Raw genomic sequence first — 12,690 nt, forward strand, 5'->3', positions numbered from 1 at the left:
GCCCAGAATGCGGACACCCACGGTACGGAGCGTGAGACTTCCTTTACTCGGCTCCCTCACTCGGCCACGGACGTGCGGTGCGTGTCACTCGGCCACGGACGTGTAGTGCGAGGCGTCGCCCTCGATCGAGTAGCTCTCCTTGCCCTCGATGCCGACCGGCACGTCACCGGCGACGGTCACCCGGTGCAGGCGGCGCGGCCGGCCGTCGTAGTTGTCGACCGCGTAGTGCTGGGTGATCCGGTTGTCGAACAGGACCAACTGGTTCGGGGACCAGCGCCAGCGCAGGATGTTCTCCGGCCGGGTGACGTACGACTGGAACAGGTCGAGCAGCTTGCGGGACTCGCCCACCGACAGCCCGACGATCCGCTGCGCGAACCCGCCGATGAACAGCCCGCGCTCGCCGGTCAGCGGATGGACCCGGACGACGGGATGGGCCGTACGGAACTTGATGGACGTGAACTGGGCGCGCTGGGCGGCCTGTTCCTCGTCGATCTGCTCGTCCGGCACCGTGTAGTCGTAGTCGTTGGTGTGCTCGGCCCACAGGGTGTCGGCGAGCGCGCGCAGCGGGGCGGGCAGGTCCCGGTAGGCGCCCGCCGAGCTGGAGATCAGCGTCTCGCCGCCGTACGGCGGGATCGTGATGCTGCGCAGGGTGCTGGCCTGGGGCGGGTTGAGGACGAAGGTCACGTCGGTGTGCCAGTGGTTGGCGCGCCCGCGCTCGCTGTCGACGGGGAGCACGTTCGGGGCGCCGTCGACGGCGGCCACCGTCGGGTGGGCGGTGGTGAGGCCGCCGAAGTGGCGGGCGAAGGCCTGCTGGCCCTCGTCGTCGAGGTGCACGTCGTCGAAGGCCAGGGCCTTGTGGACGTTGAGGGCCTCGCGGATCGCGGTGACCTGTTCCTCGTCGAGCGGCTTGGAGATGTCTACGCCGGAGACCCGTGCGCCTATGTTCGCGGTGACCTTGCTGATCTCGATGGACATGCGGGGTCCTTTCAGACGAGAGCGGGCTGGAGGTACTGGTTGGCGGGGCGGGGGAGGCCGTAGCGCTCCCGGAGGGTTTGGCGCGGTCCGTACTCCGTGCGGAGCAGGCCGCGGGCGCGCAGGATCGGGACGACGTGGTCGACGAACAGACCGAGGCCGGAGGGAAGTACGGCGGGCATGATGTTGAAGCCGTCGGCGGCGCCGCGCGTGAACCACTCCTCGATCGCGTCGGCGACCTGCTCCGGCGTGCCGGCGAAGGTGAGGTGCCCGCGCCCGCCGCCCAGCCGCCCGATCAGCTGCCGTACGGTGAGCCGTTCGCGGCGGGCGAGTTCGACGACGAGGGTGTAGCGGCTCTTGGCGCCCTCGATGACGTCCTCGGGAGGCAGGTCCGCGGGGAGCTGGGCGTCCAGCTCCAGGGTTCCGGGCTCCAGTTGCAGCAGGCGCTCCAGACGGTCCACGCCGTGCGTGTACACGATGTGGTCCTCCAGGACCCGCTCGTTCGCCCGCGCCTCGGCCTCCGTCGAGCCGAGCACCGGCACGATGCCGGGCAGCACCTTGATGTGCTCGGGGTCCCGACCGGCCGCCGTGGTACGGGACTTGAGGTCCGCGTAGAAGGCCTGGGCGTCGGCGAGGGTCTGCTGCGCGGTGAACACCGCCTCCGCGTAGCGCGCCGCGAACGTCTTGCCGTCCTCGCTCGACCCCGCCTGCACCAGCAGCGGGTAGCCCTGCGGCGAACGGGGCACGTTGAGGGCGCCCTCGACACTGAAGTACGTGCCCTGGTGGCGCGGCGGGTGGATCTTGGCGTCGTCGCCCCACACGCCGGCCGCCTTGTCGGCGACGATCGCGTCGTCCTCCCAGCTGTCCCAGAGTTTGAGCGAGACGTCCAGGAACTCGGCGGCGCGTGCGTACCGTTCGGCGTGCGCGGGCTCGGCGTCGAGGCCGAAGTTGCGGGCGGCCTCCGCACCGGCCGTGGTGACGATGTTCCAGCCCGCCCGGCCGCCGCTGATGATGTCGAGGGAGGCGAACTTGCGCGCCAGGTTGTAGGGGGAGTTGTAGGACGTGGACGCCGTGGCGATCAGGCCGATGTGCTCGGTGGCCGTCGCCAGTGCGGTGAGCAGGGTGAGCGGTTCCAGGGCGCCGGCCGGGCGCTGGGCCAGGTTGCTCCACAACTGGGGTCCGTCGGCGAGGAAGAGGGAGTCGAAGGTGCCGCGTTCGGCGATCCGGGCCAGCTCGACGTAGTGGGCGAGTTCGACGTGGGCGTACGGATCGCTCTCCGGCAGCCGCCACGATGCCTCGTGATGGCCGGTGTTCATCAGGAAGGCGTTGAGGTGGAGCCGGCGGGCCTGGTGGGTCTGGCGGGTCATGCGTGGTCCTCCGTCACACCGAGGGCGGCGAGGAGGCGCTCCCGGTATTCACCCAGTACCGGCTCCCGGTAGGAGCGCGGGTGGGGGCGGTCGATGGTCAGGTCGAGGCCGATCCGGCCCCGGTCGAGCACGAGCACCCGGTCGGCGAGGACGATCGCCTCGTCCACGTCGTGGGTGACCAGGAGCACCGAGGGGCGGTGGCGCTCCCACAGCTCCCGGAGCAGCACATGCATCCGGATCCGGGTGAGCGCGTCCAGTGCGCCGAACGGCTCGTCGGCCAGCAGGAGTTCGGGTTCACGGACCAGCGAGCGGGCCAGGGCCGCGCGCTGTGCCTCGCCGCCGGACAGCTCGTTGGGCCAGGCGCGTTCGCGGCCTTTCAGGCCCACCTCGGCGAGGGCTTCGCGGCCCTTCTCGGCCGCTTCCTTGCCGTTCGTGCCGAGCAGCACGTTGTCGAGGACCCGCCGCCAGGGCAGCAGCCGGGAGTCCTGGAAGACGACCGACACCCGCTCCGGGGCGGCGAGCCGGCCGCTTCCGACGACCTCGTGGTCCAGGCCCGCGATGGCCCGCAGCAGCGTGCTCTTGCCGGAGCCGCTGTGCCCGAGCAGGGCCGTGAACTGTCCGGGCGGCAGGTCGAGGTCGATGTCGTCGAGGACGGTACGGCCGTCGAACGACCGTGTGAGACCCCTGAGTCGGACGGCGGGGGCGGCGGTCAGCTGCTGAGTGTGCGGCGCCATGACAGCACCCTCCGTTCGACGAGACGGACCGCGCTGTCGGAGACCAGGCCGAAGACGCCGTAGATCAGCAGGCCGACCAGGATGACGTCCGACTGGCCGTAGTTCTGGGCCTGGAACATCATGTAGCCGAGGCCGCTGGTGGCGTTGATCTGCTCCAGGACCACCAGGCTCAGCCAGGAGCCGGTCACCCCGAGGCGCAGCCCCACGAAGAAGCCGGGCAACGCGCCGGGGATCACGATCTGGCGGATGAACCGGAGCCTCGACAGGCCCTGGACCTCGGCGAGTTCGACGTAGCGGTGGTCGATGCCGGACAGCGCGGCGTGCAGGTTGAGGTAGATCGGGATGTAGACGACGATCGCGATGATGGCGATCTTGAAGGTCTCGCCGATGCCCAGCCAGAGGATGAACAGCGGGATGAGGCCCAGGGTCGGGATCGCCCGGTTGAGCTGCACGGTCCCGTCGATCAGCGCCTCGCCGATCCGGCTGAGCCCGGCGGCCAGTGCGAGGACGACACCGGCGGTGAGGCCGAGAGCGAAGCCGTAGGCCGCGCGCTCCAGGGAGGTCAGCATGTCCGTGGGCAGCGTGCCGTCCGTCCACAGGTGGCCGGTGGTCCTCAGGACCGTCCAGGGCGCCGGGATCGCACCCGGGTCCAGCTGTCCGGCGGCGGAGGCGGCCGCCCACAGGGCGAGGAAGAGGGCGGGGCCGATGAGCCGGGAGGCGGGCAGGCGCTTGCCGGGAGCGAGGCCGCGGCGTCGCCCGCGCCGTACGGCAGGTGTGTCCTCGGCTGCGGTCACCGGCACGGCGGTCGTGGTGGTCGTCATGGCCGTCACTTCCGGTACTCCGCCGGGACGGCCTTCGCCGCGATGCCCTCGAAGCGCCGGTCGAAGAGCGAGCCGACCTTGAACGCCTTCACGAAGCCGCCCTCGGCCAGCAGATCGGCGGTCTCCTGCTCCCACTTCACCGCCTCGTCCCAGCTCGGCGGGAAAAGCGGCTTGTTGGCGAGCTCGGTGATCGACCGGGCCTGCGCGAGCGTCAGGTTCTGCGTCTTGACGTAGAACTCCTCGTTCCAGGCGTCCGGGTGCTCGTACGCCCACACCTGCCCCTGCGCCCAGCGCGGGATGTACGCGGCGACGGCCGCCGCCTTCGCCGGGTCGGCCAGCACGGAGGTGGGCGCCCACAGCAGGTTGAGCAGGTCGACCACGTCGGTGGTGATCGCGCGGGCGCCCTTCGACTCGTACTGCTTGAGGTACGCCGGTGCCTGGCTGTTGGCGAGCGGGGCGATGTCGACCTGGCCCGACTGCAGGGCCGTGAAGAACTGGTTGCTGGTCAGCGGGACCAGCTTCACCTCGTCGTACGCGAGCCCGGCCTCCTTCAACGCCCTCAGCAGGACGACGCCTTGGGCCTGACCCTGGGAGAACGCCAGCTTCTTGCCCTTGAAGTCCGCGACGGCGCGGATGTCGCTGCCGGGCTTGGTCGCGAAGAGATAGTTGGGTTTGCGGGTGACGTCGATCGCGACGATCTTGGCGTCATAGCCCTGGTAGTGCGCCTGGATGGGCGGGATGCCCGCGTTGTTGGCGACGTCCAGGGACTTGGCGCGGAAGGCGTTGATGACATCGGGCCCGGCGCCGATGTTCACCCAGCTGGAGACGGCGAACGGCAGGTCGGTGAGGCCCGCGAGCTTGAACTGGAGCTGCTGGACGTTCTGGTACGAGGCGATCTTGAGGCTCGTACCGGAGGGGACCTTGGCGGACAGCGGGGCGGACAGGGACCCCTTGGACTTGCTGTCGGCGGCACTGGCCCCCGCGCAACCGCTCAGTCCGGCCGCGGCGGCCACGCCGAGCAGGGAGGACAGGAACAGCCGCCGGTCGACACCGGGCGCGAAAGGGGACGACGAAGGAGACAGTGGTGGCATGGGAGGACTCCGGGGATCCAAGTGGCGGAAATGCGCGCGGAATTCCGGGCAGGGGAATTCGCCAAGGGGAGGGAAGTGAAAGAAGCGAAATACGCGCGCATGAGGAAGAGCGGGAGGCGCGCGCCGAAGGCGCGGCAGAGGAAACCGGGTGACCGCCGACGCGCCAACGCGTCAGCAGGTCACCACATCAGCGGGCCGACACTTCAGCGGGCCGACACATCAGCAGACCGGCACACCGGCAGGTCAAGGCGTCGACGCGGCAGTGACCCGGCGTCAGCAACAACGCGTGCGTGCGACCCGCATAAGGTCGACGACGCGGCACTTGGTCAGCGGAACCTGCACCCGCGAGCTGCTCATGAGAAGGATGCTCCTGTCCCCGTACGACCGCTGTCAACATTCCGAGTTTCTGAATTAATTCGTCCCCGGTGACAGGCTCAGCGGATCCCGGTACACCACGTCGAGTGCCACGGATCCACCCGCCACGGCGAGTACGGATTCCGGAAAACTCGTCGGCAGGACGGAAGCCGCCCGGTCCGCACCCACCTCCGCGCGCAGCGCCCCGAGGCAGTCCTCCCGATGCACGGTCCCGACCTCCGCGACGACGACCGTGTCCGGGTTGAGCACGTCGAGCAGCAGCCGGGCCGCCCGCCCGACCGTCCGGGCCCGCTCCAGCAGCAGACGTACGGCGACGGGGTCGCCGTCGGCCGCGGCGCCGACCACGTGCATCGGGTCGGCGACGGTGATGACCCCCGCCTCCAGTGCCCGCCGGCACAGCGTCCGCTCGCTCAACTCGGCCTGAAGGCAGCCGGTCCGGCCGCAGTCGCACCGCTCCGAGCCGCCCGGCAACGGCAGATGGGCGATCGCCCCGGCCTGGGAGCGGGGGCCGTGGTGCACCTCGTCGTGGGTGGCGAAGGCGGCGTCCACCACGTTGCCGACGAACAGGTGCAGCACGCTGCGGCTGCCGCGCGCCCGCCCGAACAGCCGCTCTCCGTTGACCAACGCCCGCGCGTGCCCGTCCACGTGGACCGACAGCCCGGTCCGCGTGCCGAGCGCGTCCCGGACGTCGACGTCACGCCAGCCGAGCAGCGCGTGCTCCACGATCGTTCCGGAGTCGCGGTCCACCCAGCCGCCGGCCGCGACGCCGACGCCGAGGGGGGTGCGGCCGGGGTGGTCGGTGAGCAGGGCGGCCAGCCCAGCCGCGGCGTTCGCGAGTACGCGGCCGGGCTCCGTGCCGTCGTCGTGGGCGAGCCGTCGCTCCGTGACGACCCGGCCGCGCAGGTCGAGCAGGGCGACGGTGGTGTACGGGACGGCCACGTGGACTCCGCCGACCACGAACCGGGAGTCATCCAGGTGGATGGGGACGTGGGGACGTCCGACGCCGTTCGACTGCCGGGGCGTCGGAGCCTCCCGGATCAGGCCGAGCGCGGTGAACCGGGCGCAGTAGTCGGTCACCGAGGCGGGGGAGAGGCCGGTCAGCCGGGCGACGGTGCTGCGGGCGACCGGGCCGTGTTCCAGGACGGAGCGCAGGATGACGCTGGCGCTGGTGCGGCGGCGGTCGCCGGCGCTGGCGCGGTGGGGTGTCGTGGGCGGGGAGGGGGCCAGGGAGGTACGAGGCATGGCGCTTCCTAGGGAGCGAGTCCGAAACGGTCGCGTCTCGGCGAGCCGGATGCGCTCCGCCCGCCCTACCCGGGGCGACAGGTGGCGGTGCCCTGGCGTCGCAGATCGACATAGCGACGCGACGCGAAGTTCTCAGCCTGGGCAACCATGCCCTGAAGGGTAGGTCTTACCCCCGATTCCGGCCAGAGGAGCCGTCCCTCGCCCGCCGGCCGACCCGAGGCTTTCAGGGGCGCGGGGAACCGCGCGACCAGCCCCTATCGGCCCGCAGCCGAACAAAGACGCCCAGCGGGGCGAATTGGTGGGACCCTACAGCCCGCGCTCGAACCTCCCCGTTGACAAAACCATCCCACCTCAGTGACCAGCATCACGCCCCGATAGGTGTACGCGGCCTCCTTTGTAAGGGCTCCACCAAGCCCCGGATCCCCGCTTTGTCGATCGCACACGGTGATCCGCCCGCCTCCCTGGGATAGCGTCACCGTGTCCCGACCCCCCGTCACCGCCGGAGTCCCCATGAGCACCGCTGCCGTCACCCCCCGCCAAGGCATCCGCCCCGGCGAGGTCCTCGCCGACCTGCTCCCGGCCTCCCGCGTCAGGGACATCACCCTCGTACTCGGCGGAGCCGCCCTCACCGGCCTCGCCGCCCAGATCTCCCTGCCCGTACCGGGCTCCCCGGTCCCGGTGACCGGCCAGACCTTCGCCGCCCTCCTCGTCGGCACGGCCCTCGGCGCGGGCCGCGGCTTCCTCTCGCTCGCGCTCTACGCCCTCGTCGGCATGGCCGGCATGCCGTGGTTCGCCGACGGCGGCTCCGGCACCGCCGCCCCGTCCCTCGGCTACATCCTCGGCATGATGCTCGCCTCCGCCGCCGTGGGCGCCCTCGCCCGCCGCGGCGCCGACCGCTCGTTCCTGCGCACGGCGGGCACGATGCTGCTGGGCGAGGCGATCATCTACGCGGTCGGCCTCCCGTACCTGGCCGCCGCCACCGGCATGTCGCTGAGCGCGACCCTCGCGGCGGGGTTCACCCCGTTCCTGATCGGCGACGCCCTGAAGGCGGCGCTGGCGATGGGCCTCCTGCCGACCGCCTGGAAGTTCCTCGACCGCTGAGGCCGTAGTCCCCTCGGAAGAGGTTCGCAGTCCCCTCGGAAGAGGCAGAGGTTCGCCGGGTCGTACTCCGACTTCAGCCCGGCGAACCTCTTCCGCGTTCCGGGTCCGTACAAGCCGCACCGCACTGTCCCCGCTGTCCCCACGTCCCCACCGTCCCCGTAGTACGTGTGCGTGCGCGGAAGGCGGCCCGGGACGCCGCGCACATGGCGTCCCGGCCCCTGGTCACGTCACGACCGCGGCTGTCGGCGAGGCCGCCGCTGGGCCCACCACATCCCCGCCGCCCCGACGCAGACGAGCGCCGCCCCCGCCGCCCCGAGCGGCAGAAGGTCACTCCCGGCGCCGGTCCTGGGCAACTGGTCGCCGCCGGGTGTCACCGGCTTGTTCTCGGTGTCGAGCAGCAGCGGAGTGGCCGGGGCGTTCGGCGACGGGTTCGTCGTACCGAAGGGCACCGGGCCCTGCTGCCAGAACGTCTTCTTTCCGTCGCTGTCCTGCACCGGCAGACAGATCTTTCCGGTCTTGCTCAGATCGAAGGTCGCGGCGACGGCGTACGACTGCGACTTTCCGGCCGCCAGATTGCCGACATCGCACACGAATCCACTGTTCGAACCCTTGGGCAGATCCTTGTCCGCCATGGCGGAACAGCCCTTGACGTTCTTGACCTGTAGGCCGTCGAATCCGACCACCAAAAGCCGGATCTTTCCGCTTTCCTTGGTTCCCTCATTCTTCACCGTGGCGGTCAGCGCCGTTTCGTGCGAGCTGTTGTCCACCGAGATCTTCTCGGGCAGCAACGTGGTCAGCTTCACGCCCGCCGACGCCGGGTCCATGGCCTTTCCCCCCTTGCTGCTCCCCGGTCCCTGGTCGTCCGCGACGGCGGTGAAGGAAAGGATCATCACGGCCGAGAAAGATGCCGTGAGCAGCGATCCCGCGATGGTCGTCGTGTGACGAGAACTCATGTTCGCCCCCCTTGGCTGCGCCTGAATTCGCAGTACTTGAAGAGGTACCACAAGATTTCTCCGCACTATGCTGGTACGGCATGAAGTGTGACCATTGTGTTTCTGTTGTGGCGGACGATTGTGGCGGGTGTTGAGGGGGTGCAGGGGATTGACGGGGAATACGACTGGCGGTGCTCCGGGATTATTGGTGACGGGTCGATATCGGCTGGCCGAGAGTATTGGCCAGGGGGGAATGGGACGGGTGTGGCGAGCCACCGACGAAATGCTCGACCGGCAGGTCGCCGTCAAGGAAATGCGCATCGACGGACTCGACCCGGAGGACACCCGAACCCGCCGCGAACGCACCCTGCGCGAAGCCAGGGCCACGGCCCGGATCGACCATCCCAATGTCGTGCGCATCTACGACGTCGTGGACCAGGGCGAGCGGCTGTGGATCGTCATGGAACTCGTCGCCGGCCGCTCCCTCGAACAACTCGTGGTCGAGGACGGCCCGCTCGACCCGCCCGCCGCGGCCCGCATCGGGCTCGAACTGGTCGCGGCGCTGCGCCAGGTGCACGCCGGGGGAGTACTGCACCGGGACATCAAGCCGGGCAACGTCCTGGTCGAGCGGCGGGGCCATCGTGTCGTCCTCACTGACTTCGGCATCGCCGCGCTCCAGGACGCGGAGGCGCTCACCATGGTCGGGATGTTGGTCGGCTCCCCGGACTACATGGCACCCGAGCGTGTCTCCGGACGCCCCCAGGGCCCGCCGTCCGACGTCTGGTCCCTGGGGGCGACGCTCTGTGCGGCCCTCGGCGGCCGCTCTCCGTTCTCCCGTTCGACCACCCTGGCGACGTTGCACGCGGTCCTGTACGAGGAGCCCGAACTTCCCTCCACCGTCGGTGACCTGGGGGAGATTCTGGCCGCCCTGCTGGAGAAGGAGCCGTCGACCCGACCGGGTCTGGCGGAGCTGGAGACGGCGTTGCGCCCGATCGCGTTCTCCCGACCGGAAGAGACCGAATCCCCGGAAGCGGGGCTCGTACCCGACCCCGCGGCGGGAACACCGGAATCACCGGGAGCGCCAGAGACGCGGGAGACATCGGGAGCGCCAGAGGCACGGGAGTCACCGGGAGCACCAGAGACACGGGAGACACCGGAAACGGCAGAGACACCGGATACACCGGATGCAGTGGAGGCATCCGAGACGCCAGAGGTGAGAGGGACGGCTGAAGCTCCGGATGCACAGGTGATGCCGGAGACACCGGAATCCGCGCCGCCCCCCGTCCCCCCGTTCCACCAGGAGTCGCCCACGCGCGCGCTCCTGGACGTGGGCCTCATACGCGCCGCGCAACACCCCCCGCTCCAGCTGCACCCCGAACCGACCCCCGAAGCGACCCCCGAGCCGGACTCCGAGCCGGACTCCGTACAGGACGCCATCCCGGAGCCCGCCCCCGCACCCGATCCAACCCCCGACCCCCCACCCACGCACACTCCCGCCCCCGTCCCCGCCCCCGAAGCCACGCCCACACCCGCCCCCAAGCCCAGCGCACCCCCGCCGCTTCCCGAACCCCCCTCCCTCGCCACGCACACCACGGTCTCCCGCGCGGTGGTCATGCCGCCGGGCGAACTCCCCGGCCCCGCCGTGCCCTCCGTCCCACGGCGGCGCCGGATGGGCCTGGCCGCCGCCGGTGGCGTGGTGATCGTGGGAACCGTCGTCGGGCTCGTTATGACGCAGACCGGCGGCTCCTCCCACGACACGACCGGCGCATCCACCTCCACCTCCACCTCGACTTCGGCCTCGACCTCACCATCGGCCTCGTCGACGTCACCGAACTCCGCGCAGACCTCATCCGCCGGCCCCTCCTCCCCGCCCCCCACCGTCGACGGCACGTCACGCCCGCCGAGCCTGCCGGCGGGCGCCCGGAAGGAGGCCGGGCTGTATGCGTGGGTGCCGCCGCAGGGCTGGCAGCGGGTGGCGCAGAGCGGTTCCGAGGTGCACTACACCTCGCCCGACCGTGCGCAGGAGATCGTGGCCAACGCGACCCCGGCCCGGGGTGACCTGCTGGCGCAGTGGCAGCAGGCGGAGGTGGACACCAGCAAGGGCCTGAACTACCGCCGGATCCGCCTGGAGCGCACCACGTTCCGCGGCGCGCCCGCGGTCGTCTGGGAGTACACCGTCACGGCCAAGGGCCGGCTCTGGCACGTCCGACTGCTCGGCTTCCGCTCCGGCGGCACGTCGTACGAGATCAGCACCTGGTACCACCCCGACATCGAGGCGACCGCGCTCCCCGTCTACGACGAGGTCAAGAAGAGCTTCACGCCCCTGTGAACGGGGAGGGGCCCGGCGGCAGCTGCCGCCGGGCCCCTCCCCGTTACCGATTCCGCCGGATTCCGCGTCCGCGTGCTCAGGCCTCCGACGTGGCGTCGACCGGCTCCCCGGCGGCCACCGGCGCGCCGACGTCCGTGGGCTCGGTCGCCGCGGCGCCGCCGAGCTTCTGCTTCACGAGGGCGATCGCGAGCACGATCGCGGCGACGAGCAGCGACAGCAGTACGGTCTCGCGTCCGTCGTGTTCCGTGTCGGTCAGCATGTAGCCGAGGACGAAGACGATCAGCGCGGCCGTCGCCCAGGTCAGGTAGGGGTACAGCCACATCTTCACGACGAGCTTCTCCGGCGCCTCGCGCTGGATGATCTTCCGCATCCGCAGCTGCGAGAAGCAGATGACCAGCCAGACGAACAGGGCGACCGCGCCGGAGGAGTTGACCAGGAAGAGGAAGACCGAGTCCGGGAACTTGTAGTTGAAGAAGACGGCGACGAAGCCGAAGACGACCGAGACGACGATCGCGGCCATCGGGACACCGCGCGAGGTGGTCTTCGCGAACATCTTGGGCGCGTCGCCGCGCTCGCCGAGCGAGAACGCCATCCGGGAGGCCGTGTAGAGCCCGGAGTTCAGGCAGGACAGCACGGAGGTCAGCACGATGAAGTTCATGATCTGACCGGCGTGCGCGATGCCGAGGGAGTCGAGGGCGGCGACGTAGGAGCCCTTGTCCTTGATGGAGGGGTCGTTCCACGGCAGCAGGGACACGACGACGAGGATCGAGCCCAGGTAGAAGACGGCGATGCGCCAGATGATGCTGTTGGTGGACTTGGTGACGGCCCGCTGCGGGTCCTCGGACTCACCGGCGGCGAGGGTCGCGATCTCGCTGCCCATGAAGGAGAAGACGACCAGGAGCACACCGGTGAGGATCGCGCCGGGCCCGTGCGGCAGGAAGCCGCCGTGGTCGCTCAGATTCCCCAGGCCGGCCTTCGGGGCGTCGACACCCGGCAGCACGCCGAAGATCGCGAGCGCGCCGACGATGATGAACGCGCCGATCGCCACGACCTTGATCCCGGCGAACCAGAACTCGAACTCACCGTACGAGCCGACGGAGACCAGGTTGGTCGCGGTGAGCACGACCATCACGATGAGCGCCCAGCCCCACTGCGGTACGCCGGGCATCCACCCTTCGAGGATCTTGGCTCCCGCGGTCGCCTCGACGGCGAGCACGACCACCCAGAAGAACCAGTACAGCCAGCCGATCGAGAAACCGGCCCAACGCCCGAGCGCGCGGTCCGCGTGCGCGGAGAACGAACCGGAGGTCGGGTTCGCGGCGGACATCTCGCCCAGCATTCGCATGACCAGCACCACGAGCGTGCCGACGAGGGCGTAGGAGAGCAGGATTCCGGGGCCCGCGGTGGCGATACCCGAGCTGGAGCCCACGAAGAGGCCGGCTCCGATGACGCCGCCAATGGCGATCATGGTCAGATGACGGTTCTTGAGTCCGGCCTGGAGGCCTGAACCGGGTTCTCCGGGGCCTCCGTGGCCGCTTGCGGCCTTTGCGGGGGTCGGCTGCGAGGTCATGAGGGGGATTCCTTTGCGCCGGGTGAGCAGATTTCCGTACGAGCGGTGTACGGACCCGAGCGAGTCCTTGTAGGGACCCTGTAACGAGCCGGTCCAGTGAATCGGAGGCAAAGGAATTCGTGAACCTTTGAATCCAGATTGTTACTTGAGGTTTCC

General features: G+C 70.2%; 10 protein-coding genes. 2 read left to right on the forward strand and 8 right to left on the reverse strand.

All coding sequences use genetic code 11. The annotated features are described in order from the left end of the window. Positions 1-84 precede the first annotated feature (84 nt). From ACIQTP_RS02125 to ACIQTP_RS02150, 6 genes are all read right to left on the reverse strand, one after another. Positions 85-975 carry a TauD/TfdA dioxygenase family protein gene (locus ACIQTP_RS02125; RefSeq protein ID WP_403395356.1) on the reverse strand — a complete coding sequence of 297 codons (891 nt, stop codon included), beginning with the start codon at positions 973-975 and terminating at the stop codon, positions 85-87. Positions 976-986: 11 nt separating this feature from the next. Next, positions 987-2,339: an LLM class flavin-dependent oxidoreductase gene (locus tag ACIQTP_RS02130; RefSeq protein ID WP_403395358.1), complete on the reverse strand. Its 1,353-nt coding sequence runs from the start codon at positions 2,337-2,339 to the stop codon at positions 987-989. Continuing rightward, positions 2,336-3,073, reverse strand: coding sequence for an ABC transporter ATP-binding protein (locus tag ACIQTP_RS02135; RefSeq protein WP_403395360.1), 738 nt, complete (start codon positions 3,071-3,073; stop codon positions 2,336-2,338). Before ACIQTP_RS02135 ends, ACIQTP_RS02130 begins: the two co-directional genes overlap by 4 nt. Further along, positions 3,049-3,894, reverse strand: coding sequence for an ABC transporter permease (locus ACIQTP_RS02140; RefSeq protein WP_403395362.1), 846 nt, complete (start codon positions 3,892-3,894; stop codon positions 3,049-3,051). The genes ACIQTP_RS02135 and ACIQTP_RS02140 overlap by 25 nt, the downstream gene beginning before the upstream one ends. Before the next feature lie 5 nt (positions 3,895-3,899). After that, positions 3,900-4,985, reverse strand: coding sequence for an ABC transporter substrate-binding protein (locus ACIQTP_RS02145; protein ID WP_403395364.1), 1,086 nt, complete (start codon positions 4,983-4,985; stop codon positions 3,900-3,902). A gap of 411 nt (positions 4,986-5,396) precedes the next feature. Continuing rightward, positions 5,397-6,602, reverse strand: coding sequence for an ROK family protein (locus ACIQTP_RS02150; RefSeq protein ID WP_403395366.1), 1,206 nt, complete (start codon positions 6,600-6,602; stop codon positions 5,397-5,399). Between the two features lie 510 nt (positions 6,603-7,112). Between ACIQTP_RS02150 and ACIQTP_RS02155 the strand changes: the two genes are divergently transcribed. After that, positions 7,113-7,703 (forward strand): biotin transporter BioY, encoded by a 591-nt coding sequence (locus ACIQTP_RS02155; RefSeq protein WP_403395368.1) that lies wholly within the window; start codon positions 7,113-7,115, stop codon positions 7,701-7,703. 227 nt (positions 7,704-7,930) lie between these two features. Here the strand turns inward: ACIQTP_RS02155 and ACIQTP_RS02160 are convergent, their stop codons facing one another. Beyond that, a complete protein-coding gene (locus ACIQTP_RS02160; RefSeq protein ID WP_403395370.1) occupies positions 7,931-8,656 on the reverse strand; it encodes a hypothetical protein in 726 nt (241 codons plus the stop codon). 232 nt (positions 8,657-8,888) lie between these two features. On the opposite strand from ACIQTP_RS02160, the gene ACIQTP_RS02165 reads away from it, so the two are divergent. After that, positions 8,889-10,964, forward strand: coding sequence for a protein kinase (locus tag ACIQTP_RS02165; RefSeq protein WP_403395371.1), 2,076 nt, complete (start codon positions 8,889-8,891; stop codon positions 10,962-10,964). A 76-nt stretch (positions 10,965-11,040) separates the two neighbouring features. Here the strand turns inward: ACIQTP_RS02165 and ACIQTP_RS02170 are convergent, their stop codons facing one another. Next, the gene (locus ACIQTP_RS02170; RefSeq protein ID WP_403395373.1) at positions 11,041-12,534 is read right to left on the reverse strand and encodes an amino acid permease; all 1,494 of its coding nucleotides are present in this window, start codon (positions 12,532-12,534) and stop codon (positions 11,041-11,043) included. Positions 12,535-12,690 lie beyond the last annotated feature (156 nt).

It is taken from the genome of Streptomyces sp. NPDC090798 (assembly GCF_044768965.1).
GTDB lineage: Bacteria > Actinomycetota > Actinomycetes > Streptomycetales > Streptomycetaceae > Streptomyces.